This window comes from Pseudomonas sp. S3_E10 (assembly GCF_054667615.1).
In genome coordinates, this window is the sequence record NZ_CP162743.1 from 971822 (window position 1) to 995587 (window position 23766).

At 59.1% G+C, this 23766-nt stretch carries 19 protein-coding genes; 4 read left to right on the top strand and 15 right to left on the bottom strand.

Features of this window, described 5'->3' with window-relative positions:
- Window positions 1–103: 103 nt before the first annotated feature.
- The 11 genes from AB4N98_RS04165 to sdhC form a co-directional block, all read right to left on the bottom strand.
- Window positions 104–841: a DUF599 domain-containing protein gene (locus tag AB4N98_RS04165; protein WP_068936350.1), complete on the bottom strand. Its 738-nt coding sequence runs from the start codon at window positions 839–841 to the stop codon at window positions 104–106.
- Between the two features lie 231 nt (window positions 842–1072).
- Window positions 1073–2386, bottom strand: a complete 1314-nt coding sequence (gene brnQ, locus AB4N98_RS04170; RefSeq protein WP_065877988.1) for a branched-chain amino acid transport system II carrier protein — start codon at window positions 2384–2386, stop codon at window positions 1073–1075.
- Between the two features lie 414 nt (window positions 2387–2800).
- Window positions 2801–3682: a succinate--CoA ligase subunit alpha gene (gene sucD / locus AB4N98_RS04175; protein WP_003172813.1), complete on the bottom strand. Its 882-nt coding sequence runs from the start codon at window positions 3680–3682 to the stop codon at window positions 2801–2803.
- Window positions 3682–4848, bottom strand: coding sequence for an ADP-forming succinate--CoA ligase subunit beta (gene sucC, locus AB4N98_RS04180; protein WP_003233235.1), 1167 nt, complete (start codon window positions 4846–4848; stop codon window positions 3682–3684). The genes sucD and sucC overlap by 1 nt, the downstream gene beginning before the upstream one ends.
- 204 nt (window positions 4849–5052) lie before the next feature.
- Window positions 5053–6489: a dihydrolipoyl dehydrogenase gene (gene lpdA, locus AB4N98_RS04185; protein WP_017529310.1), complete on the bottom strand. Its 1437-nt coding sequence runs from the start codon at window positions 6487–6489 to the stop codon at window positions 5053–5055.
- Between the two features lie 98 nt (window positions 6490–6587).
- On the bottom strand, window positions 6588–7808 hold the full coding sequence (gene odhB, locus AB4N98_RS04190) for a 2-oxoglutarate dehydrogenase complex dihydrolipoyllysine-residue succinyltransferase (protein ID WP_065877986.1): 1221 nt from the start codon (window positions 7806–7808) through the stop codon (window positions 6588–6590).
- Window positions 7809–7852: 44 nt separating this feature from the next.
- Entirely contained in the window at window positions 7853–10684 is a 2832-nt protein-coding gene (locus AB4N98_RS04195) for a 2-oxoglutarate dehydrogenase E1 component (protein WP_065877984.1), read from the bottom strand.
- A gap of 261 nt (window positions 10685–10945) precedes the next feature.
- Window positions 10946–11650, bottom strand: coding sequence for a succinate dehydrogenase iron-sulfur subunit (locus AB4N98_RS04200; RefSeq protein WP_003172807.1), 705 nt, complete (start codon window positions 11648–11650; stop codon window positions 10946–10948).
- An 11-nt stretch (window positions 11651–11661) separates the two neighbouring features.
- The gene (gene sdhA, locus AB4N98_RS04205) at window positions 11662–13434 is read right to left on the bottom strand and encodes a succinate dehydrogenase flavoprotein subunit (protein WP_017529313.1); all 1773 of its coding nucleotides are present in this window, start codon (window positions 13432–13434) and stop codon (window positions 11662–11664) included.
- A 3-nt stretch (window positions 13435–13437) separates the two neighbouring features.
- A complete protein-coding gene (sdhD, locus tag AB4N98_RS04210; RefSeq protein ID WP_003172805.1) occupies window positions 13438–13806 on the bottom strand; it encodes a succinate dehydrogenase, hydrophobic membrane anchor protein in 369 nt (122 codons plus the stop codon).
- Window positions 13800–14174, bottom strand: coding sequence for a succinate dehydrogenase, cytochrome b556 subunit (gene sdhC / locus AB4N98_RS04215; RefSeq protein ID WP_003172804.1), 375 nt, complete (start codon window positions 14172–14174; stop codon window positions 13800–13802). Before sdhC ends, sdhD begins: the two co-directional genes overlap by 7 nt.
- Before the next feature lie 365 nt (window positions 14175–14539).
- On the opposite strand from sdhC, the gene gltA reads away from it, so the two are divergent.
- The gene (gltA, locus tag AB4N98_RS04220) at window positions 14540–15829 is read left to right on the top strand and encodes a citrate synthase (protein WP_014717728.1); all 1290 of its coding nucleotides are present in this window, start codon (window positions 14540–14542) and stop codon (window positions 15827–15829) included.
- Between the two features lie 170 nt (window positions 15830–15999).
- Here the strand turns inward: gltA and AB4N98_RS04225 are convergent, their stop codons facing one another.
- The 3 genes from AB4N98_RS04225 to AB4N98_RS04235 form a co-directional block, all read right to left on the bottom strand.
- The gene (locus AB4N98_RS04225; RefSeq protein ID WP_017529314.1) at window positions 16000–17658 is read right to left on the bottom strand and encodes a cation acetate symporter; all 1659 of its coding nucleotides are present in this window, start codon (window positions 17656–17658) and stop codon (window positions 16000–16002) included.
- Entirely contained in the window at window positions 17655–17966 is a 312-nt protein-coding gene (locus tag AB4N98_RS04230; protein WP_016972153.1) for a DUF485 domain-containing protein, read from the bottom strand. Before AB4N98_RS04230 ends, AB4N98_RS04225 begins: the two co-directional genes overlap by 4 nt.
- A gap of 260 nt (window positions 17967–18226) precedes the next feature.
- A complete protein-coding gene (locus AB4N98_RS04235) occupies window positions 18227–19078 on the bottom strand; it encodes a glycine betaine ABC transporter substrate-binding protein (protein WP_017529315.1) in 852 nt (283 codons plus the stop codon).
- A 333-nt stretch (window positions 19079–19411) separates the two neighbouring features.
- Here AB4N98_RS04235 and AB4N98_RS04240 point away from each other — a divergent pair, with 333 nt between their 5' ends.
- A complete protein-coding gene (locus AB4N98_RS04240) occupies window positions 19412–20965 on the top strand; it encodes a glycoside hydrolase family 17 protein (RefSeq protein WP_032883495.1) in 1554 nt (517 codons plus the stop codon).
- A 94-nt stretch (window positions 20966–21059) separates the two neighbouring features.
- Here AB4N98_RS04240 and AB4N98_RS04245 read toward each other — a convergent pair whose 3' ends face one another.
- Window positions 21060–21428, bottom strand: coding sequence for a hypothetical protein (locus AB4N98_RS04245; RefSeq protein WP_017529317.1), 369 nt, complete (start codon window positions 21426–21428; stop codon window positions 21060–21062).
- A 236-nt stretch (window positions 21429–21664) separates the two neighbouring features.
- On the opposite strand from AB4N98_RS04245, the gene AB4N98_RS04250 reads away from it, so the two are divergent.
- Entirely contained in the window at window positions 21665–22963 is a 1299-nt protein-coding gene (locus AB4N98_RS04250) for a serine/threonine protein kinase (protein WP_065877982.1), read from the top strand.
- Window positions 22956–23744, top strand: a complete 789-nt coding sequence (locus tag AB4N98_RS04255; protein WP_017529319.1) for an MlaA family lipoprotein — start codon at window positions 22956–22958, stop codon at window positions 23742–23744. The genes AB4N98_RS04250 and AB4N98_RS04255 overlap by 8 nt, the downstream gene beginning before the upstream one ends.
- The last annotated feature ends 22 nt before the right edge of the window (window positions 23745–23766 follow it).

The window sequence follows — 23766 nt, forward strand, 5'->3', positions numbered from 1 at the left end:
ACCGCGGCTTGAAATAGCTTGGCTGCAAAAAGAAAGCCCGCTTAGATAGCGGGCTTTACTTTGTCTGCCGTTTTTATTCGCAGCGTTAATACGCGCAAGTGGACTAGGCCGTCTCTTTGACGGTATCAGGCGCCGTCGTATCCGTTTGCGTATACACCATCACTTGCAAGACGTCGGAATGAAACTCGCGGCGATACAGCACGAACACCACCCCCGCGCTCATCAACATGAACAACCAAGGGCTGACGAACCACGCCAGCATGGTCATGCCGAAGTAATAGGCGCGCAGGCCAAAGTTGAACTGGTTGGCCGCCATGGAAATCACCCGTGCCGCGCGCAACGCAAACGCCCTGCGCTCCTGCTCCGACACCAGCCGTTCACCGATCATCGGCGCCGACCCCACCAGCACTGCCGCAAAGTTGTATTGGCGCATGCACCAACTGAACGTGAAGAACGCGTAGACAAACACCAGCGCCAGGCACAATAGCTTGATTTCCGACATGCCCTGGGACGCCTGTTGCACCATGGGAATGTCCGCCAGCAACGACACGGCCCGCTCGGATGCACCGAGCACGGTGAGAATGCCAGCGAGGATGATCAGGGTACTGGAGGCAAAGAACGAGGCATTGCGCTCCAGGTTACCGATCACACTGGCATCGGCGATACGGTTGTCCCGCAGCAGCATGCGACGCATCCAGTCTTCACGGTACAGATGCAACACACTGGCCAGGCATGCCGTGTCGCGGGCCTTCCAAGTGGCATAACGGGTATAGCCGCCCCAGCACAGCACAAACCAGAGGGCGGCAAGCAGATTGATCTGATTGGTTTCGACGAATGACATGCGGGTCCTTTTTACACGGTGTTGGCTGGCGGAATGCAGTACGAATGTGGAAGGGAGTTTGCCCCGATGGCGGTGGGACAGTTACAGGTTTATCCACTGACACACCCTCATCGGGCAAGCCCCCTTCCACCTGTTGAAAGCGTGCCAACTCTAGAAGGTTGTCGCCTCTCAAACATAAAATGCCCCGTATCGATTGATACGGGGCATTTCAGTACTGCGCGAAACCGGTCGTTACGCGATCGCTTCGCTGCGCTTGCCGAGCATACGGTCAATCCCCACCGCTACCACCAACACCATCACCGACGGTATCAGCCAGGCCAGGCCTTGCTCGCTCAGTGGCAAGTTCGCCAACTGCGCCGGCATCCAGCCCGCCAGCCCTGCCCCCTTGAGCGCGTCGATGCAGCCCAAGATGAACGACACCAGCATCACCGGGCCAACGATACGGCCCTGCTCCTGCCAGAAGTCTTTGCAGAAACTCAAGGCCACCAGCACGATGCACGGCGGGTAGATGGCGGTCAGTACCGGGATCGAGAAGGCAATAAGCTTGGTCAGGCCCAGGTTGGATACAAACAACGAGAACAACGCCAGGATCACCACCAGTGTCTTGTAGGACAGTGGCAGCACACGGCTGAAATACTCGGCGCAGGCGCAGGTCAGGCCGACGGCGGTCACCAGGCACGCCAGAGAGATCAGTACGGCGAGGAAGCCGCTACCCAGGGAGCCAAAGGTGTGTTGCACGTAGGCGTGCAGCACAGCGGCGCCATTCGCAGCGCCGGCGGCCACTTCATGGCTGCCCGAACCCAGGCGAAACAGGCTCACATAGACGAGGGCCAGGCCCATGCCGGCAATCAGGCCGGCGATGATCGCGTAGCGGGTGATCAGCTTGGGCGATTCGACGCCACGGGAGCGAATGGCGTTGACGATCACAATGCCGAATACCAGCGCGCCCAGGGTATCCATGGTCAGGTAGCCATTGATAAAGCCCTGGGAGAACGGCGCGGCGACGTATTCCGGAGTGGCGACACCCACGTCACCGGCCGGCAAGGCAAACGCGGCGATGCCGAGGATGGCCAGCGCAATGATCTTCAACGGCGCAAGAAAACGACCCACGGTGTCCAGCAGTCGACCCGGGTACAGCGAAACGAAGAACACGACCAGGAAGTAGACCGAGCTGTAAAGGAACAGCGCCAGCGGGCTTTCACCCGTCAACGGCGCCAGGCCGACTTCAAAGGACACGGTCGCGGTACGCGGGGTGGCGAACAGCGGCCCTACCGCCAGGTACGCCGCCGCCGCGAGCAGGCCACCGGCGATCTTGCCGATCGGGCTGCTCAACGCGTCCATGCCACCGCCGACCTTGGCCAGGGCGATTACGGTAACCACCGGCAAGCCTACTGCGGTGATCAGAAAGCCCAGCGCCGCCATCCAGACGTCAGGCCCTGCCTGCAAACCCACGATAGGCGGGAAGATGATGTTGCCGGCGCCCACGAACAGGGCAAAGGTCATAAAACCCAACGCCAGGATGTCCTGGCTTTTCAACACTTTCATTTGAGGAAATACCACACTACTGAATCGGAATTTAGAGAGGGATTCCCTATGGATGAGGGAAATACTGCCGGCCCTTGTGGGGACCGACCGGTCTGGCGCGCAGCGGCCTTTTGGGATGCGGGCGCATAAAGAGGCGGCTAGGGTACAGAATTGGGCTGACAAACGCACTGTTGCGGGGCGCACTGTCCGATAAGCGACAGCTCGATGTCGCGTTTTCGTACTTAATTCGGCAATACGATCCAATGCGGGAGGGGGCTTGCTCCCGATAGCGGTGGTTCAGTCACATCATCAGTGGCTGGCTCACCGCTATCGGGAGCAAGCCCCCACATTGGATTGAGTACATTTCAACCCAAAACGCACAAAGGCCACCCGAAGGTGGCCTTTGTGTGGTGAAGCGTCAGTTAAGCGAGAGGCTTACTTGACAGCCCAACCGGTCAGCTCGGCCAGGGCCTTGCCGATGTCTGCCAGCGAACGCACGGTTTTTACACCTGCGTCTTGCAGTGCAGCGAATTTCTCGTCTGCAGTGCCTTTGCCGCCGGAGATGATTGCGCCAGCATGGCCCATGCGCTTGCCCGCAGGGGCAGTCACACCAGCGATGTAGGAAACAACCGGCTTGGTCACGTGAGCCTTGATGTAGGCTGCCGCTTCTTCTTCAGCCGAACCGCCGATTTCACCGATCATGACGATCGCTTCGGTCTTCGGGTCTTCCTGGAACAGCTTCAGGATGTCGATGAAGTTGGAGCCTGGGATCGGGTCACCGCCGATGCCGACGCAAGTCGACTGACCGAAACCGGCGTCAGTGGTCTGCTTCACAGCTTCGTAGGTCAGGGTGCCGGAGCGCGAAACGATACCGACTTTGCCTGGCAAGTGGATGTGACCTGGCATGATGCCGATCTTGCATTCGCCTGGAGTGATCACGCCTGGGCAGTTAGGGCCGATCAGGACTACGCCCAGCTCGTCGCACTTAACTTTAGCGTCCAGCATGTCCAGGGTAGGAATGCCTTCGGTGATGCAGACGATCAGCTTGATGCCGCCGAATGCCGCTTCCAGGATGGAGTCCTTGCAGAAAGGAGCTGGAACGTAGATCACGCTGGCGGTGGCGCCAGTGGCAGCTACAGCGTCTTTCACGGTGTTGAACACTGGCAGGCCCAGGTGCTCGGTGCCGCCTTTGCCCGGAGTTACGCCGCCAACCATCTTGGTGCCGTATTCGATGGCTTGCTGGGTGTGGAAACTACCTTGCGAACCGGTAATACCCTGGCAGATAACTTTGGTGTCTTTATTGATCAGGACGCTCATTATTTGCCCTCCGCAGCTTTGACAACTTGTTGAGCAGCGTCGGTCAGGCTGGTAGCCGCGATGATGTTCAAACCGCTTTCTGCCAGTACTTTAGCGCCCAGTTCAGCGTTGTTGCCTTCAAGGCGAACAACAACCGGGATTTTAACGCCGACTTCTTTCACTGCACCGATGATGCCTTCGGCAATCATGTCGCAACGAACGATGCCGCCGAAGATGTTGACCAATACTGCAGCGACGTTGGAGTCGGACAGGATGATCTTGAACGCTTCGGTAACGCGTTCCTTGGTAGCACCACCGCCCACGTCGAGGAAGTTGGCTGGTTTGCCGCCATGCAGGTTGACGATGTCCATGGTACCCATGGCCAGGCCGGCACCGTTGACCATGCAACCGATGTTGCCTTCCAGGGCTACGTAGTTCAGTTCGAACTTGGCAGCGTGCGCTTCGCGCGGATCGTCTTGCGACGGATCGTGGAAAGTCTTCAGCTTAGGCTGACGGTACATGGCGTTGGCGTCGATGTTGATCTTGGCGTCCAGGCAGTGCAGATCGCCGTCAGCCTTGATCACCAGCGGGTTCACTTCCAGCAGGGCCAGATCGTGATCCTGGAACAGTTTGGCCAGACCTACGAAGATCTTGGCGAACTGGGCAACTTGCTTGCCTTCCAGGCCCAGCTGGAAAGCCAGCTCGCGACCTTGGAATGGCTGAGCGCCAACCAGTGGATCGATAGTGGCTTTCAGAATTTTTTCTGGGGTTTCGTGAGCGATCTTCTCGATGTCCACGCCACCTTCGGTGGAAGCCATGAACACGATGCGACGGCTCGAACGGTCAACGACAGCGCCCAGGTACAGCTCTTTAGCGATATCAGTGCACGATTCAACCAGGATCTTGGTGACTGGCTGGCCATTGGCATCAGTCTGGTAAGTCACCAGACGCTTGCCCAGCCACTGCTGTGCGAAGGCCTTGGCGTCTTCTTTGCTGCGAACCAGCTTAACGCCGCCCGCTTTACCGCGACCACCTGCGTGGACCTGGGCTTTGACAACCCACTCGGTGCCACCGATTTTGTCGCAAGCTTCTGCTGCTGCTTCCGGGGTGTCTACTGCGTAGCCCTTGGAAACTGGCAGGCCGTATTCAGCGAACAGCTGCTTACCCTGATACTCGTGAAGATTCATGCTTTTTACCGTCTTCGTTAGGTACTGCGCATTCGGCGCTGCGCTCATTATGAGTGCCGCGCCACCTGTGACTGCTGCTTGCGCAACTTGCGGGGCTTATGGCCCGTAAAGCTGCGCAAGGCTGCGTCCAGCGGATATTCCGCGGTGAGTCTTGCGCGCAAGGCTCACGACGGGCAACTCCGCCGTGGTTTCTTATTATCTCGCTTAGCGCTTCTTGCGGTTGGCGATGTGGATGGCGCCGCCATTCACTGCCAACGCAGCTTCGTGCAACGCTTCGGACAGGGTCGGATGGGAGAAGACCATCATGCCCAGGTCCTCGGCACTGGTGCCGAATTCCATACCGATTGCGCCTTGCTGAACCAGTTCTGCAGCGCTCGGGCCAATCACGTGGACGCCCAATACGCGGTCAGTCTTGGCATCAGCGATGACTTTGACAAAACCACCGGTGTCGTTGGCTGCCATGGCACGGCCAGAAGCGGCAAACGGGAAGGTGCCGACGTTAACTTCAACGCCTTCAGCTTTCAACTGCTGTTCGTTCTTGCCGACCCATGCAATTTCCGGGTGGGTATAGATGACCGATGGGATCAGGTCGTAGTTCATCTGGGTTTTGTGGCCCTTGATGCGCTCGACAACCATGATGCCTTCTTCGGACGCCTTGTGCGCCAGCATCATGCCGCGAACCACGTCGCCAATGGCGTACACGCCAGGCACGGTGGTTGCGCAGTGATCGTCAACGTGGATGAAGCCACGCTCGTCGATGTTCACGCCGCTGTCAGCCGCCAGCAGGTCGGTGGTCACTGGACGGCGACCAACGGCTACGATCAGCTTGTCGAACGTGATGGTTTGTTCGCCATCCTTGTCGGTGTAGGTCACGACCACTTCTTCGCCGTTGACCTTCGAACCGGTCACGCGAGCGCCCAGCTTGATGTCCAGACCTTGTTTGGTCAGGGTTTTCAGCGCTTCTTTGGACACTGCGGTGTCGGCAGCCAGCAGGAACGTGTCCAGGGCTTCCAGCACGGTCACTTCGGAACCCAGGCGGGACCAGACCGAACCCAGCTCCAGGCCGATCACGCCGGCGCCGATTACGCCCAGACGCTTAGGCACAGCCTGGAATTCCAGGGCGCCGGTCGAATCGACGATCACGTTCTGGTCAACCGGGGCCGGTGGAATGTCGATTGGACGCGAACCTGGCGCCAGGATCACGTTTTCGGCTTCGATGACTTCTACCGAACCGTCTGGCTTGGTGATTTCAACTTTCTTGCCGGCCAGCAGTTTGCCGTGGCCTTGCAGGGACGTTACGCCGTTGGCCTTGAACAGGGTTGCAACGCCGGAAGTCAGGCCTTTGACGATGTTGGCTTTACGGCCGACCATCGCTGGCACGTCCATGGTCACGCCAGCGTGGTTGATGCCGTGGATGGCAAAACCGTCTTGCGCTTCGTGGAATTTCCAGGAGCTGTCCAGCAGCGCCTTGGAAGGAATGCAACCAACGTTCAGGCAAGTACCGCCCAATGCCAGTTTGCCTTCCTTGTCGGTGTATTTTTCGATGCAAGCAGTCGAGAGGCCCAGTTGTGCGGCCTTGATGGCGGCAACATAGCCGCCAGGGCCTGCACCAATCACTACAACGTCAAATTTCTGCGACATGAAAATAGTTCCTCTATTTAGCAGCAAGCTTTCAAGCCGCAAGCTCCGGGCAAGGCCGCCTCATGGGCGACCCGCCACGGAGCCTGCAGCTGCTTCTATCAGATATCCAGCAGCAGACGAGCCGGGTCTTCCAGCAGGTTCTTGATGGTCACCAGGAAAGTCACGGCTTCTTTACCATCGATCAGGCGGTGATCGTAAGACAGTGCCAGGTACATCATTGGGCGGATCACGACTTGGCCATTGATGGCCATCGGACGCTGGATGATGTTGTGCATGCCCAGGATCGCGGCTTGTGGCGGGTTGACGATCGGCGTCGACATCATCGAACCGAAGGTACCACCGTTGGTGATGGTGAAGGTACCACCGGTCATCTCATCGATGGTCAGCTTGCCGTCACGGGCTTTCTTGCCGAAGCCGGCGATGCCGCCTTCGATTTCGGCCAGGCTCATCAGCTCGGCGTTACGCAGAACCGGAACCACCAGGCCACGGTCGCTGGATACGGCAACGCCGATATCCGCGTAGCCATGGTAAACGATGTCGGTGCCATCGATGGAAGCGTTGACGGCCGGGTAGCGTTTCAGCGCTTCGGTAGCCGCTTTCACGAAGAACGACATGAAGCCCAGGCGCACGCCGTTGTGGGACTTCTCGAACAGGTCCTTGTACTTCGAACGCAGCGCCATGACTTCGGTCATGTCGACTTCGTTGAACGTGGTCAGCATCGCCATGTTCGATTGTGCTTCAACCAGGCGCTTGGCCACGGTGGCACGTACGCGGGTCATCGGCACGCGCTTCTCGGTGCGATCGCCAGCGGCGAACACAGGCGCGGCGGCAGCCGGTGCGGCAGCCTTGGCAGGTGCGGCGGCTGGCGCGTTTTTCTTGGCTTCAACAGCGGCAACCACGTCTTCCTTGGTCACGCGGCCGTCTTTGCCGGTGCCTTTGATGGACGCCAGGTTGATGCCGTTTTCTTCAGCCAGCTGACGAGCAGCCGGTGCGGCGATTGGATCTTCACCGCCAGCGGCCGGAGCGGCAGCCGGTGCCGAGGCAGCCGGGGCTGCAGCGGCGGCAGGTGCTGCTGCGGCGCTGCCCTCTTCGATCGAACCCAGTACCTGGTTCGACAGAACGGTAGCGCCTTCTTCGGCAACGATTGCGCCCAGCACGCCGTCAGCTTCGGCCAACACTTCCAGAACGACTTTATCGGTCTCGATGTCGACGATCAGGTCGTCACGTTTGACGGCCTCACCTGGTTTCTTGTGCCAGGTGGCAACGGTGCCATCGGCAACCGATTCCGGGAATGACGGGGCTTTGATTTCGATAGCCATTATCTGTGGGTCCTTAAAATTCGGTTTCAGTCAGCGCGAAGGCGTTAAACAGTGAAAGCATCTTGCAGCAGTTTTTCCTGCTGCTCGGCGTGCATCGACGCATAGCCACACGCAGGCGCAGCAGAAGCATCACGACCGGCATACTCCAGGCCCAGGGCCTTGTTGTGATTGCCGATGCTGCGACGCAAGTGATGCTGGCTGCTGTACCAGGCGCCCTGGTTCATCGGTTCTTCCTGACACCAGACCACGTTCGTGAGGTTGGTATAAGGCGCGATGATCTCCATGAGGTCATCTTCCGGGAACGGGTAAAGCTGCTCGATACGCACAATGGCGATGTCTTCGCGGCCTTCGGCACGGCGTTTTTCCAGCAAATCGTAGTAGACCTTGCCGCTGCACAGGATCAAGCGAGTGACCTTGGCGGCGTCCAGCGTGTCGATTTCCGGAATAACGGTCTGGAACGAACCTTCGGCCAGATCTTCCAGGGTCGAGATGGCCAATTTGTGACGCAACAGCGACTTGGGCGTCAGCACGACCAGCGGCTTGCGCAGCGGGCGGATCACCTGGCGACGCAGCAAGTGGTAGATCTGGGCCGGGGTCGTCGGCACGCACACCTGGATATTGTGCTCGGCGCACAGTTGCAGGTAACGCTCCAGACGGGCCGAGGAGTGCTCAGGCCCCTGACCTTCATAACCGTGCGGCAGCAGCATGGTCAGACCGCACAGGCGGCCCCACTTGTGCTCGCCGCTGGTGATGAACTGGTCGATAACCACCTGGGCACCGTTGGCGAAGTCGCCGAACTGGGCTTCCCAGATCACCAGCGCGTTAGGCGTGGTGGTGGAGTAACCGTATTCGAACGCCAGCACGGCTTCTTCGGACAGGAACGAATCGTACAGGTCGAAACGTGGCTGGCCTTCGTACAGGTTCTGCAACGGGATGTAGGTGCCCGCGTCTTTCTGGTTGTGCAGCACCGCATGACGGTGCGAGAACGTACCGCGGCCGATGTCCTGACCGGTCATGCGGATCGGGTGACCTTCGAACGCCAGGGTCGCGTACGCCATGGTTTCGGCGTAGCCCCAGTTGATCGGCAGGCCACCGGCTTGCATCTTCTGACGGTCTTCGTAGATCTTCGCAACCTGGCGCTGCACCACGAAGCCTTCTGGGATTTCCAGCAGCTTGGCGGACAGTTCCTGCAGGGTCTTGAGGTCGAACGAGGTGTCGTGACGCGCGGTCCAGGTGTGACCCAGGTACGGACGCCAGTCCACGAACAACTCTTTGTTCGGCTCTTTGACCAGGCTTTTTACTACATGCAGGCCGTTATCCAGGGCGTTGCGGTATTCATCGATCTTCGCCTGAACACGCGCCTCATCCATCACACCGGCCTTGGTCAGGCTTTCGGCGTACAGCTCACGGGTGGTGCGCTGCTTGGTGATCTGCTGGTACATCAACGGCTGGGTGCCGCTCGGTTCGTCGGCTTCGTTGTGACCGCGACGGCGGTAGCACACGAGGTCGATCACCACGTCACGCTTGAACTGCATGCGGTAGTCGACAGCCAGTTGGGTCACGAACAGCACGGCTTCCGGATCATCACCATTCACATGGAGGATCGGCGCCTGGATCATCTTGGCAACGTCGGTGGCGTACTCGGTGGAGCGCGCATCCAGCGGGTTGCTGATGGTGAAGCCAACCTGGTTGTTGATGACGATGTGAACAGTACCGCCGGTCTTGAAACCGCGGGTCTGCGACATCTGGAACGTTTCCAGAACCACGCCTTGACCGGCGAACGCCGCGTCGCCGTGGATGGAAATCGGCAGAACCTTTTCACCGGTGGTGTCGTTGCGACGGTCCTGACGAGCACGGACCGAACCCTCGACCACCGGAGAAACGATTTCCAGGTGGGATGGGTTGAAGGCCATGGCCAGGTGAACTTCACCGCCGGTGGTCATCACGTTGGACGAGAAGCCCTGGTGGTATTTAACGTCACCGGAACCCAACTCGACCTTCTTCTTGCCTTCGAACTCGTCGAACAGCTCGCGCGGGTTCTTGCCGAAGGTGTTGACCAACACGTTCAAGCGACCACGGTGAGCCATGCCGATCACGATTTCCTTGGTACCGTAGGAACCGGAACGCTGGATCAGCTCGTCGAGCATCGGGATCAGGCTTTCGCCGCCTTCCAGACCAAAACGCTTGGTACCCGGGTATTTGGTACCCAGGTATTTTTCCAGGCCTTCGGCTGCGGTGACGCGCTCAAGCAGGTGGCTGCGCACGTCGGCGGACAGCACCGGACGGCCACGCACGCCTTCCAGACGATGCTGGAACCAGTGGCGTTGCTCGGAATCGGTGATGTGCGTGAATTCAGCGCCAATGGTGCGGCAATATGTCTGCTGCAACGCTTCGTGAATTTCGCGTAGGCTCGCTTCCTCTTTGCCGATGAACAGGTCGCCGGCACGGAAGGTCGTATCAAGATCGGCATTGGTCAAGCCGTAATGATTGATCGACAGGTCAGCCGGTGCAGGACGCTGCCAGAGCCCCAGCGGGTCAAGCTGGGCCGCCTGGTGGCCGCGCATGCGGTAGGCCTGGATCAGTCGCAGTACTTCAACTTGCTTCTTCTCATGCTCACTGCTCACGCTGCCGGCGGAAACCGGTTGGGCGCGGCGCTGGTTCTTTGCCAGCAGCACAAATTGATCGCGAATTGTTGCGTGCGATACATCGGTGGCAGCGTTGCCGTCTGAAGACAACGTCTGAAATTTGGTGCGCCATTCTTCTGGCACAGCGTTAGGGTCGTGCAGGTAGAGCTCATAAAGCTCTTCCACATAGGCAGCGTTACCACCTGAAAGATAGCCGCTGTTCCACATGCGCTGCATCACGCTTTCTTGCATGCTTGGTCACCCTCGATTTGGGGACACCACCGGCGAAAACACCGAGTTTGCTTGCAAAAGGCCAAGTGCAGCGACCAAAACAAGCCACTTAGGATCACGCTGATAGTTCGGGTACCAACCCGAATGCCCCTGCTTGTCTCATTTCTTCAAAATAAGAGCTGCGGCTTTGTAAGTCGCTGCTCAAGTTAAAACTACGGCGCCGGTTGAAGCCTGCGCCGCAGCATTTACGGGCACAACGGTCCTGCTCTATTGCAACGTCAGTTACACGCCGCTTTGCAGCAACATGTTACGGATGTGACCAATGGCCTTAGTCGGGTTCAGGCCTTTAGGACATACGTTGACGCAGTTCATGATCCCGCGGCAGCGGAATACGCTGAACGGGTCATCCAGCGAAGCCAGACGCTCGGACGTCTTGGTGTCACGGCTGTCTGCCAGGAAGCGGTACGCTTGCAGCAGTGCAGCTGGGCCCAGGAACTTGTCCGGGTTCCACCAGAAGGACGGGCACGAAGTCGAGCAGCAGGCGCACAGGATGCACTCGTACAGACCGTCGAGCTTTTCACGTTCTTCAGGGGACTGCAGACGTTCGATGGCCGGAGCCGGCGTATCGTTCTGCAGGAACGGCTTAACTTTCTCGTATTGCTTGTAGAAGATGCTCATATCGACGACCAGGTCACGGATAACCGGCAAACCTGGCAGAGGACGAACGATCAGCTTGTTGCCTTTGACCACGGCCGACAGCGGCGTGATGCACGCCAGGCCGTTTTTGCCGTTGATGTTCATGCCGTCGGAACCGCACACACCTTCACGGCAAGAGCGACGATAGGAGAAACCTTCGTCCTGCTCTTTGATCAGTGCCAATACATCCAGCACCATCAGGTCTTTACCACCGGTATCGACCTGGAATTCCTGCATGAACGGCGCGGCGTCCTGATCAGGGTTGTAGCGATAAACACTGACTTTCAACATGGCAGCCACCCTTAGTAAGTCCGAATCTTCGGTTCAAACGTCGGCACCGTCTTCGGCGAGAAGTTCACGGCACGCTTGGTTACGCGCTTGTCACCCGGGAAATACAGGGTGTGGCACAACCAGTTTTCGTCGTCGCGATCTTCAAAGTCTTCACGAGCGTGAGCACCACGAGATTCTTTACGAACCTCGGCGGCGATCGCAGTCGCTTCAGCCACTTCCAGCAGGTTTTGCAGTTCAAGGGCTTCGATACGAGCAGTGTTGAACGCCTGGCTCTTATCGTTGATCTTGACGTTGGCGATGCGCTTGCGCAGGTCAGCCAACTGGGCGATACCCTTCTGCATGTATTCGCCGGTACGGAACACACCGAAGTAGTTCTGCATGCAGCTTTGCAGTTCACGACGCAGGGTCGCCACGTCTTCACCATCGGTACGCTCGTTCAGAGCGTTCAGGCGCGCGAGGGCGGTCTCGATGTTGGCGTCGGTGGCGTCATCGTATTCGATGCCGTCGGTCAGGGCTTTTTCCAAGTGCAGGCCGGCAGCGCGACCGAATACCACCAGGTCGAGCAGCGAGTTGCCGCCCAGGCGGTTGGCACCGTGAACCGATACGCACGCCACTTCGCCTACGGCGAACAGGCCATGAATGATCTCGTCCACGCCTTCGGCGTTCTGGGTGATCGCCTGGCCATGAATGTTGGTCGGCACGCCGCCCATCATGTAGTGGCAGGTTGGAACAACCGGAACCGGAGCAACCACTGGGTCAACGTGGGCAAAGGTCTTGGACAGCTCGCAGATACCTGGCAGGCGGCTGTGCAGTACTTCTTCACCCAGGTGATCGAGTTTCAGCAGTACGTGATCGCCGTTAGGGCCACAGCCGTTGCCGGCGATGATTTCTTTAACCATCGAACGGGCAACCACGTCACGACCGGCAAGGTCCTTGGCGTTCGGAGCATAACGCTCCATGAAACGCTCGCCGTGCTTGTTGATCAGGTAGCCACCTTCGCCACGGCAACCTTCGGTTACCAGTACACCGGCGCCGGCGATGCCGGTTGGGTGGAACTGCCACATTTCGATGTCTTGTACCGGCACGCCTGCACGCAGAGCCATGCCGACGCCGTCACCGGTGTTGATCAGGGCGTTGGTGGTCGAGGCGTAGATACGGCCTGCACCGCCGGTCGCCAGCACGGTAGCCTTGGCGCGGATGTAGGTGGTTTCACCGGTTTCGATGCAGATGGCGATCACGCCAACAAATGCGCCGTCGGCGTTCTTTACCAGGTCGACCGCGTAGTACTCGTTCAGGAACGTAGTACCGGCTTTCAGGTTGCCTTGATAAAGGGTGTGCAACAGCGCGTGACCGGTACGGTCGGAAGCCGCGCAGGTACGGGCAGCCTGGCCGCCTTTACCGTAATCCTTCGACTGGCCGCCGAATGGACGCTGGTAGATACGACCTTGCTCGGTACGGGAGAACGGCAGACCCATGTGGTCCAGCTCGAACACCGCGGCAGGGCCTTCCTGACACATGTATTCGATAGCGTCCTGGTCACCGATGTAGTCGGAGCCCTTGACGGTGTCGTACATGTGCCAGCGCCAGTCATCGTTCGGGTCGGCGGAGGCGATGGCGCAAGTGATGCCACCCTGGGCCGAAACGGTGTGGGACCGCGTCGGGAACACCTTGGTGATCACGGCAGTCTTGTGACCACCCTGGGCCAGCTGCAGCGCTGCGCGCATGCCGGCACCGCCGCCACCAATAATGATGGCGTCGAAGGAAATAGTAGGAATGTTAGCCATGAATCAGATACCCCAAAGAATCTGCACACCCCAGACGAAGTAAGCGAACATCGCGACGCCGCATACAGCCTGGAAGAGGAAACGGACTGCGGTCGCAGACTTGCCCAGCGCCATCGGCGTGAGGTAGTCGGTCGCGATGGTCCACATGCCGACCCAGGCGTGAGCGCCCAGGGCTACAAGGGCCAGCAGACTGAAGATTCGCATCGCATTGTGGGAAAACAGGCCGTGCCATTGCTCATAGCCGATGCCCGGATTTGCGACGAGGTATCCGATCAGGAAAATGAAATAAGCCGCGAGAACGACCGCAGACACACGCTGTGCCATCCAGTCATAGAGGCCCGAACGCGACAGATTCGTTACGCTGGTTACCATATCCAAACTCCTGCCAGAACGATCAGCACCACGGAAATGGCGATGATGATTTTCGAGCCCAGGCGGCCGCCTTCCAGCGTCTCACCGATGCCCATATCCATGATCAAGTGGCGCACACCGGCTACCAGGTGATACAGCAGAGCGGACAGGAGGCCCCATGCTACGAACTTGGCCAGCGGGCTGGTCAAGCATGCCTTCACCTCGGCGTAACCTTCCTCGGAACCCAGGGATTTGCTCAATGCATAAAGCATGATGCCCAAGCCCAGGAACAGGATGATGCCGGAAACACGGTGCAGGAACGACGTAACGCCGGTGATGGGGAGTTTGATGGTCCTTAGGTCTAGGTTTACAGGTCGTTGGCTATTCACGGCTTTTTTTCACACTGAAGAGCCCCTAACAATCAGGGCAAAGTTGTTGGGGAGTGCGACTGGTCAGGTAAGCACCACCCAGGGAGTGCGACCCCCAATGAAAGCAAGCCCAAAAGCCCTTGGCGGTCGGTGGCCGAGTATAGACAGTTAGGTTACTAATGACAACGCGCGCACCTCACCCTAATAGCGGATTGCGCTGGCGGGATAAAAGGCGTAAATGGCAGTTAATTTCGACGAAAAAGTACGGTTAAAGCCTTCTGGAGCAAGACTTTAGGCAAATTGACATCTGAATTTATCTCACTATAGTGGTGCGGGCCCTGCGTGGGGGGTCTGTCTGATGATTTGAAGCATAAATAGGAGGCCACATGGCTGACAAAAAAGCGCAGTTGATCATCGAGGGCGCAGCCCCCGTCGAGCTGCCCATTTTAACCGGCACCGTTGGTCCCGATGTAATCGACGTACGGGGCCTGACGGCCACGGGCCGTTTCACTTTCGACCCAGGCTTCATGTCGACCGCCTCTTGCGAGTCGAAGATCACCTATATCGACGGCGACAATGGCATTCTGCTGCACCGGGGCTACCCGATCGAGCAACTGGCTGAAAAGTCGGACTACCTGGAAACCTGCTACCTGCTGCTAAATGGCGAATTGCCAACAGCCGAGCAAAAAGCCCAGTTCGTCAGCACCGTGAAGAACCACACCATGGTTCACGAGCAGTTGAAGACCTTTTTCAACGGCTTCCGTCGCGACGCCCACCCGATGGCCGTCATGTGCGGCGTGGTCGGCGCCCTGTCGGCCTTCTATCACGACTCCCTCGACATCAATAACCCGCAGCATCGCGAAATCTCCGCGATCCGCCTGGTTGCCAAGATGCCGACCCTGGCCGCAATGGTTTACAAGTACTCCATGGGTCAACCCATGATGTACCCGCGCAACGACCTGACGTACGCGGAAAACTTCCTGCACATGATGTTCAACACCCCGTGCGAGATCAAACCGATCAGCCCGGTACTCGCCAAGGCCATGGACCGGATCTTCATCCTCCATGCCGACCACGAGCAGAACGCCTCGACGTCCACCGTGCGCCTGGCGGGCTCTTCGGGTGCCAACCCGTTCGCCTGCATCGCCGCCGGCATCGCCGCGCTGTGGGGCCCTGCCCACGGCGGCGCGAACGAAGCCGTATTGACCATGCTCGATGAAATCGGCGATGTCTCCAACATCGACACCTTCATCGCCAAGGCCAAGGACAAGAACGATCCGTTCAAGTTGATGGGCTTCGGTCACCGGGTCTACAAGAACCGCGACCCGCGCGCCACCGTGATGAAGCAGACCTGCGACGAAGTGTTGAAGGAACTGGGCATCAAGAACGATCCGCAACTCGAACTGGCCATGCGCCTGGAAGAGATCGCCTTGACCGACCCGTACTTCATCGAGCGCTCGCTGTACCCGAACGTCGATTTCTACTCGGGGATCATCCTCAAGGCGATCGGCATTCCAACCAGCATGTTCACCGTGATCTTCGCCCTGGCGCGGACCGTGGGCTGGATCTCCCACTGGAAAGAAATGCTCTCCAGCCCGTACAAGATTGGCCGCCCGCGCCAGCTGTACACCGGCTACGAGTCGCGCGACATTACCAAGCTGGAAGATCGCAAGTAAGCAATCAGCTTAAGTTGTACTGAAAACGGCCTCCCTTAGTGGAGGCCGTTCTTATTTGTGTCTCCTGATCTACCGCTATCGGGAGCAAGCCATAGCCCAGACACCCCAGAACCCCAGATAAAAAAATACCCCGGCCTTGCGACCGGGGCACTTCTTATCCAGCGACAACCTTAGTGGTTAACCGCCCCACTCGCCCCCAAGCCAGTCTGCGAACGCACAAACTGCGGGAAGTACAGTGCACGCTCTTTCTCTGCCGCCGCCGACTTGTCGGTGATGGAGAAGAACCAGATACCCACGAACGCGATGATCATCGAGAACAGCGCCGGGTATTCGTACGGGAAGATCGCTTTTTCATGGTGCAGGATCGACACCCAGATGGTCGGACCCAGCACCATCAGGCCCACGGCACTGATCAGGCCCAGCCAGCCGCCGATCATCGCGCCACGGGTGGTGAGGTTTTTCCAGTACATGGAAAGCAGCAACACCGGGAAGTTACAGCTGGCGGCAATCGAGAACGCCAGGCCCACCATGAATGCGATGTTCTGGCTTTCGAACAGGATACCCAGACCGATGGCCAGCACGCCCAAGGCCACGGTGGTGATCTTCGACACACGAATCTCGTCCTTATCGTTGGCCTTGCCCTTCTTGATCACACTGGCATACAGGTCATGGGACACCGCCGAAGCACCGGCCAGGGTCAAACCGGCAACCACCGCCAGGATGGTGGCGAAGGCCACGGCCGAGATGAAGCCCAGGAAGATACTGCCGCCCACTGCGTTGGCCAGGTGCACCGCCGCCATGTTGTTACCGCCCAACAGTGCGCCGGCAGCATCCTTGAACGCCGGGTTGGTGCTCACCAGCAGGATCGCGCCAAAGCCGATGATAAAGGTCAGGATATAGAAGTAGCCGATGAAACCGGTGGCGTACAGCACGCTCTTACGCGCTTCCTTGGCGTCGCTTACAGTGAAGAAGCGCATCAGGATGTGCGGCAGGCCGGCGGTACCGAACATCAGTGCCAGGCCCAGGGAGAATGCCGAGATCGGGTCTTTCACCAGGCCGCCAGGGCTCATGATCGCTTCACCTTTAGGGTGAACCTTGATCGCCTCGGAAAACAGCATGTTGAAGTCGAAGTTGACGTGCTTCATCACCATCAGCGCCATGAACGAAGCACCGGACAGCAGCAACACTGCCTTGATGATCTGCACCCACGTGGTGGCCAGCATGCCGCCGAACAGCACGTACATGCACATCAGGATGCCGACCAGGATCACCGCTACATGGTAGTCCAGGCCGAACAGCAGTTGGATCAGCTTGCCCGCGCCGACCATCTGCGCGATCAGGTAGAACGCCACCACCACCAGCGAACCACAGGCCGACAGGCTGCGGATCTGGGTTTGCCCGAGGCGGTAGGACGCCACGTCGGCAAAGGTGTATTTACCCAGGTTACGCAAGCGCTCGGCGATCAGGAACAGAATGATCGGCCAGCCCACCAGGAAGCCGATCGAGTAGATCAAGCCGTCATAGCCAGAGGTATACACCAGCGCGGAAATCCCCAGGAAGGATGCCGCCGACATGTAGTCACCGGCAATCGCCAGGCCGTTCTGGAAACCGGTGATCTTGCCGCCGGCCGCATAGTAGTCGGCCGCCGACTTGTTACGCTTGGAAGCCCAGTAAGTGATGCACAGGGTGGCACCGACGAATGCGATGAACATCACGATGGCCGAGATGTTCAGCGGCTGCTTGTGCACTTCACCGGTCAATGCGTCCGCCGCCCAAACGGCAGGAGCAAAAAGCGAAGCGCCGAATACTGCCAGTAGACGACGGATCATTGCGCAGCCTCCTTGAGAATCGCATTGTTCAGGTCGTCAAACTCGCCATTGGCCCGACGCACGTAAATGCCGGTCAAAATGAAAGCGGACACAATCAGCCCGACGCCCAGGGGAATGCCCCAGGTAATCGACGAACCAGGGCTGAGCTTGGCCCCCAGTACTTGTGGCCCGTAAGCGATCAACAGGATGAAAGCGGAGTAAAGCCCTAGCATGATCGCCGAGAGAATCCAGGCGAACCTTTCCCTTTTTCTCACCAGCTCCTTGAAACGCGGGCTGTTTTGAATCGAGAGGTAAATGCTGTCGTTCATTGTTTTTATCCTCGCAGCACAGCTTTTTTATTATTGGAACATGGCCACTGTATGCGGCTGCCGAACAGGTTCCAGACGACCTTAGTAGTAGATCGAGTGTAGCGAGGGATTGGGAGGGCGCAGAAACATTTGCGGGAGGGTGAAACCAATGTGGGAGGGGGCTTGCTCCCGACTGCGGCATGTCAGTCAATATTGCTTAACTGGCACACCGCAATCGGCAGCAACCCCCCTCCCACAAGGGATTGCATCAAGGTAGTGAATTACTTAGCGGTCCACTCGGCCACACGCTCAGGGTGCTTGGCGACCCAATCCTTGGCCGCTGCTTCAGGCTTGGCGCCCTCCTGGATGGCGAGCATGACTTCACCGATTTCATCCTTGGAGGCCCACTGGAATTTTTTCAGGAAGGCCGCGACTTCCGGCGCTTTCTTCTCCAGGCCCTTGCTGCCGATGCTGTTGACGGTCTCAGCAGCACCATAAATCCCTTTTGGGTCGTCCAGGAAACGCAGTTTCCACTTGGCGAACATCCAGTGTGGCACCCAACCGGTGACGGCAATGGATTCCTGCTTATCTTCGGCACGCGTCAGTTCAGCGATCATCGCCGCACCCGAACTGGCTTGCAGTTTGTAATCGAGACCGTACTGCTTGATGGCTTCGTCGGTCTTGAGCATTACGCCTGAACCGGCGTCGATACCGACGATCTTGTTCTTGAAGGTGGTGTCGGTCTTGAGGTCTTCGATGGACTTGGCCTTGACGTACTCCGGCACGATCAAGCCGATCTTGGCATCTTTGAAGTTGGGGCCGTAGTCGACCACCTTGTCCTTGTTCTTGGTCCAGTACTCACCGTGGGTCACCGGCAGCCAGGCGGAGAGCATGGCGTCGAGTTTGCCGGTGGCAACGCCCTGCCACATGATCCCGGTGGCGACCGCTTGCAGTTTCACGTCATAACCGAGCTTTTGTTTGATCACTTCTGCCGCCACGTGGGTGGTGGCAACGCTGTCCGACCAGCCATCCACGTAGCCGATGCTCAGGGTTTTGCTGTCGGCACTGGCCAGTGTGGAGCTCATCGCAACTACCAGAGTGGCAGCCGCGCCCAAGAGTCGTCGCATCTTCATCGTACTTCCCCGAAAGTGCTGCGCCCGACGGATGCCGAGCGACGTCAACCTGTTGTTATGTGGTGCACCACGCCCCCTTCACGCGCATCGATCCGGTGGCTGCGGTATCAGTGGAGTGCTGACAGCCTGATCATCAACCTGCCGGGTTCATCGACCTGCTCTGTCAGCGACCTCAGGTAAGCAAGAAACGACATCACATCGCCAGCAGGACGATTATGAGGACATGGCGTCAAAATCCCGCCCGAAGTTTGCATGTCAAAAACATGCTGCTGCCACTGGCGAGGGCCAAATCCGGGTAAGATGCGCGCCTTTGCTCCCCCAGATAAGCCGACCATGCCCGCGACTGCCCGCTTCCCTGCCCTGCCCTATTGCTTCGCTCTGATCCTTGGCCTGCTGGCCATTGCCGGCTACTGGTACGGCCTCGGCCGGCCGGTGGTGCTGCCGGACGTGGCCAGTGCCAGCCACAAGCTGCAATGTGCGTCCTACACGCCGTTCGACAAGGACCAATCGCCGTTCGACCAGCCTTTCACACTGCGCCCTGCACGCATGGACGCCGACCTGGCGCTGCTGGCCACGCGCTTCGAATGCATCCGCACGTACTCCATGACCGGGCTGGAAGCCTTGCCTGGCCTGGCGCGCAAACATGGGTTGAAGCTGATGATCGGCGCCTGGGTCAGCAGCGACCCGGTGGCGACCGAAAAGGAAGTCGATCAGTTGATTGCCTCGGCCAACGCCAACCCCGATGTCGTGACTTCGGTGATCGTCGGCAATGAAGCCTTGCTGCGCAAAGAGGTCACCGCCACGCAACTGGTGCGACTGATCCAAAAAGTCAAAGGCCAAATCAAGCAACCGGTGACCTATGCGGATGTCTGGGAGTTCTGGCTGCAACACCCGGAAATCGCCCCGGCGGTGGATTTCCTCACCATCCACCTGTTGCCGTACTGGGAAGATGACCCGTCCGGCATCGACCAGGCCCTTAAGCATGTGGGCGAAGTGCGCCAGACCTTCGGCAACAAATTCGCGCCCAAGGATGTGCTGATCGGCGAAACCGGCTGGCCCAGCGAAGGTCGCCAGCGCGAAACGGCGGTGCCGAGCCGGGTCAATGAAGCCAAATTCATGCGCGGCTTCGTGGCCATGGCCGAAGCCAATGGCTGGCGCTACAACCTGATCGAAGCCTTCGACCAGCCGTGGAAGCGTGCCAGTGAAGGGGCCGTGGGCGGGTATTGGGGCCTGTTCGACGCCGACCGCCAGGACAAGGGTATCCTCGCCGGGCCGGTGACCAATGTGCCTTATTGGCCGCTATGGCTGGGCGTGGGCGGCGCCATCCTGTTGGCTACGTTGGCACTCGGTGGTCGCGTGCGCAGCGCGCGCAACGCACTCGCGCTGCCGCTGCTCGGCGCCGTTGCTGCGTGTTCCATCGGCACCTTTGCTGAACTCACCCGTATCACGGCCCGTTTTAATGATGAGTGGGTATGGGCAGGCTTGCTGGTGCTGTTGAACCTGCTGGTGCTGGCTCACGCCGCCTTGGCCTTGGGCGCCCGCGAAGGATGGCGCCAGCGTGCCTTCAACTGGCTGGAGCATCGTGCGGGCTGGCTGGTCGCGATCGCAGGGTTCGCAGGCGCGGTGATGATGCTGGCGCTGGTGTTCGACCCGCGCTACCGCAGCTTCCCGAGTGCGGCACTGGTGCTACCGGCGTTGATTTACCTGGTGCGCCCGGTGACCGGGCCGCGTCGGGAGATTGCGTTGCTGACCTTCATTATCGGGGCCGGCATTGCGCCGCAGCTGTATCGGGAAGGTCTGTTGAACCAACAGGCATGGGGTTGGGCGGCAGTCAGTCTGTTGATGGTTGCAGCCTTGTGGCGTTGCCTGCGGGTGCGCAAGGCTTAAGAGCGATATCGGCAAGCCACCCTCTCACCTTTGGAGTGCGTGCTCAGGTGGGAGGGGCGGCACGACGATTCGCCTTGCCCCCCGATTGGCCTTATCAGGCGCCGCGAGGCTTCCTGACCAGCCGCAACCCCGCAATCACCACCGCAAACACGGCAAATGTGGTGTTGTACAACGCCAGCGCCGGCACCCCGAACACCAAGCCCAACACCGCCAACCCCCACCCCGCGCGCCCCGGCACAAAAAACGCGAGTACCGAGGTGATCAATGCCGCCCAGCCCAGCACCTGGAAGTGGATCATCAACCCCAGGTTCGAGCGCAACTGGCATTCCCAGCGACTGGCCTCATCCGCGCAAATGCCCACCCACCGGCCATCTTCCATAAAACCGTAGCGCGCGCCATAACTGGCGGCCAGCCAGAGCGGCAGGGCAATAAGCAGCAAAATCAGCGGCAAACGACGGGACATGAGGCACTCCGATAGGCAAAAACGGCGCTCAGCTTAATGCCCCGACGGCCGTTAGCAAGGTACATACACACAATTAGTGTTCACCCATGCGTGGCAAAGTGTATCGTCTGGCTACTATTACCCCGATTCTGACGTTTATTTCCGACTTTTCGTGCCGAGTACTGGCACTTCGGACGCTACGCGGTGGTCATAGCCTGCGAACTTCATTCAGCACGTTTCCTCTTAGGGATTAAGTCATGCTCCGTTCCTTGCGCTGTGCTGCCTTACTGGGCAGCCTTTTTTTGAGTGCGTCAGCACTGGCGGTCGACATTGACCAAGCCAGCTATGGCTACCCTTTGACCAACCCGTTCGAAGCGACCATCGCCACCACCCCGCCTGACCTTCGGCCCACGTTGCCGACCGACGACGAGATCAACCAGTCCGACTACACCCTGACCATGCGCCCCGAGCGCGAGTTCAGCCTGCCGGACAACTTCTGGGCAGTGAAGAAACTCACCTATCGCATCGCCAAGCAAGACCGCGCCGCACCGCTGATCTTCCTGATCGCGGGCACCGGTGCGCGGTTTGACAGCAGCATCAACGAATACCTGAAAAAGCTGTATTACCAGGCCGGCTACCACGTGGTGCAGCTGTCGTCGCCCACCAGCTTCGACTTCATCAGCGCCGCTTCGCGCTTCGCCACCCCGGGCATCACCCAGGAAGACGCCGAGGACATGTACCGCGTGATGCAAGCCGTGCGCGCGCAGAACGCCTCGCTGCCAGTGACCGACTTCTACCTCACCGGCTACAGCCTGGGCGCCCTGGATGCGGCATTCGTCAGCAAGCTCGACGAAACCCGCCGCAGCTTCAACTTCAAGAAAGTCTTGCTGCTGAACCCGCCGGTCAACCTCTATACCTCGATCACCAACCTCGACAAGCTGGTGCAGACCGAGGTGAAGGGCATCAACAACACCACCACCTTCTATGAGCTGGTGCTGAACAAGCTGACCCGCTACTTCCAGCAAAAGGGCTACATCGACCTCAACGACGCCCTGCTCTACGACTTCCAGCAATCCAAGCAACACCTGACCAACGAACAGATGGCCATGCTGATCGGCACCTCGTTCCGCTTCTCGGCGGCCGACATCGCCTTCACCTCGGACCTGATCAACCGCCGCGGCCTGATCATCCCGCCGAAGTACCCGATCACCGAAAGCACCAGCCTTACGCCATTCCTCAAGCGTGCGCTGCAGTGCGACTTCGACTGCTACCTCACCGAGCAGGTGATCCCGATGTGGCGCGCGCGCTCCGACGGCGGCAGCCTGCTGCAACTGGTTGACCAGGTCAGCCTGTACGCCCTTAAGGACTACCTGCATACCAGCCCGAAAATCGCCGTGATGCACAACGCCGACGACGTGATCCTGGGCCCAGGCGACCTCGGCTTCCTGCGTAAAACCTTCGGCGATCGCCTGACCGTCTACCCGCTGGGCGGCCATTGCGGCAACCTCAATTACCGCGTCAACGCCGACGCCATGCTGGAGTTCTTCCGTGGCTAAATATCTTTTGCTGCTCGCCGCGCTGATGTGCGCAGGCGTCGCCAATGCCGACAACAGCAAGGCCCACGAGCCGGTGACGGTCGATGCCGATGGTTTCAAGGAGCCGCTGACCAAGCTCAAGTTCAACCCAGGCCTGGACCAGCGCGAATTCGAGCGTTCATCGCTCACTGCGCTCAACGTGTATGACCCATTGGAATCGTGGAACCGTCGCGTGTACCACTTCAACTACCGCTTCGACCAATGGGTATTTTTGCCCGTGGTCGACGGTTACCGCTATGTCACCCCAAGCTTCCTGCGCACCGGTGTCAGCAACTTCTTCAACAACCTTGGCGACGTGCCCAACCTGTTGAACAGCCTGCTGCAGCTCAAGGGTCATCGCTCCCTGGAAACCACCGGCCGCCTGCTGCTCAACACCACCGTCGGCATCGCCGGGCTATGGGACCCGGCCACCGCCATGGGCCTGCCGCGCCAGAGCGAAGACTTCGGCCAGACCCTGGGCTTCTATGGCGTACCCGGCGGCGCGTACCTGGTGCTGCCGATCTTCGGCCCATCGAACCTGCGCGACACCGGCGGCTTGCTGGTGGACTACACCGCAGAGTCCCAGATCAACTTCCTCAACGTCTCCGAAGTCAGCTCCAACCATCCGGAAATCTGGGCCCTGCGTGCCGTGGACAAGCGCTACCAGACCAGCTTTCGCTACGGCCAGATGAACTCGCCGTTCGAGTACGAGAAGGTGCGGTATATCTACACCGAATCGCGCAAGTTGCAGATTGCCGAGTAAACAGCGCACACAAAAAAAGGCC

Excerpts from the sequence above, each read along its gene's own strand:
- sdhD (WP_003172805.1), bottom strand. The coding sequence starts at position 13,806 with ATGGTAACCAGCGTAACGAATCTGTCGCGTTCGGGCCTCTATGACTGG.
- sucC (WP_003233235.1), bottom strand. The coding sequence starts at position 4,848 with ATGAATCTTCACGAGTATCAGGGTAAGCAGCTGTTCGCTGAATACGGC.
- AB4N98_RS04200 (WP_003172807.1), bottom strand. The coding sequence starts at position 11,650 with ATGTTGAAAGTCAGTGTTTATCGCTACAACCCTGATCAGGACGCCGCG.
- lpdA (WP_017529310.1), bottom strand. The coding sequence starts at position 6,489 with ATGTCGCAGAAATTTGACGTTGTAGTGATTGGTGCAGGCCCTGGCGGC.
- AB4N98_RS04250 (WP_065877982.1), top strand. The coding sequence starts at position 21,665 with ATGCTCCGTTCCTTGCGCTGTGCTGCCTTACTGGGCAGCCTTTTTTTG.
- brnQ (WP_065877988.1), bottom strand. The coding sequence starts at position 2,386 with ATGAAAGTGTTGAAAAGCCAGGACATCCTGGCGTTGGGTTTTATGACC.
- sucD (WP_003172813.1), bottom strand. The coding sequence starts at position 3,682 with ATGAGCGTCCTGATCAATAAAGACACCAAAGTTATCTGCCAGGGTATT.
- gltA (WP_014717728.1), top strand. The coding sequence starts at position 14,540 with ATGGCTGACAAAAAAGCGCAGTTGATCATCGAGGGCGCAGCCCCCGTC.
- AB4N98_RS04235 (WP_017529315.1), bottom strand. The coding sequence starts at position 19,078 with ATGAAGATGCGACGACTCTTGGGCGCGGCTGCCACTCTGGTAGTTGCG.
- AB4N98_RS04230 (WP_016972153.1), bottom strand. The coding sequence starts at position 17,966 with ATGAACGACAGCATTTACCTCTCGATTCAAAACAGCCCGCGTTTCAAG.
- AB4N98_RS04165 (WP_068936350.1), bottom strand. The coding sequence starts at position 841 with ATGTCATTCGTCGAAACCAATCAGATCAATCTGCTTGCCGCCCTCTGG.
- AB4N98_RS04240 (WP_032883495.1), top strand. The coding sequence starts at position 19,412 with ATGCCCGCGACTGCCCGCTTCCCTGCCCTGCCCTATTGCTTCGCTCTG.
- sdhA (WP_017529313.1), bottom strand. The coding sequence starts at position 13,434 with ATGGCTAACATTCCTACTATTTCCTTCGACGCCATCATTATTGGTGGC.
- AB4N98_RS04225 (WP_017529314.1), bottom strand. The coding sequence starts at position 17,658 with ATGATCCGTCGTCTACTGGCAGTATTCGGCGCTTCGCTTTTTGCTCCT.
- AB4N98_RS04245 (WP_017529317.1), bottom strand. The coding sequence starts at position 21,428 with ATGTCCCGTCGTTTGCCGCTGATTTTGCTGCTTATTGCCCTGCCGCTC.
- odhB (WP_065877986.1), bottom strand. The coding sequence starts at position 7,808 with ATGGCTATCGAAATCAAAGCCCCGTCATTCCCGGAATCGGTTGCCGAT.
- AB4N98_RS04195 (WP_065877984.1), bottom strand. The coding sequence starts at position 10,684 with ATGCAAGAAAGCGTGATGCAGCGCATGTGGAACAGCGGCTATCTTTCA.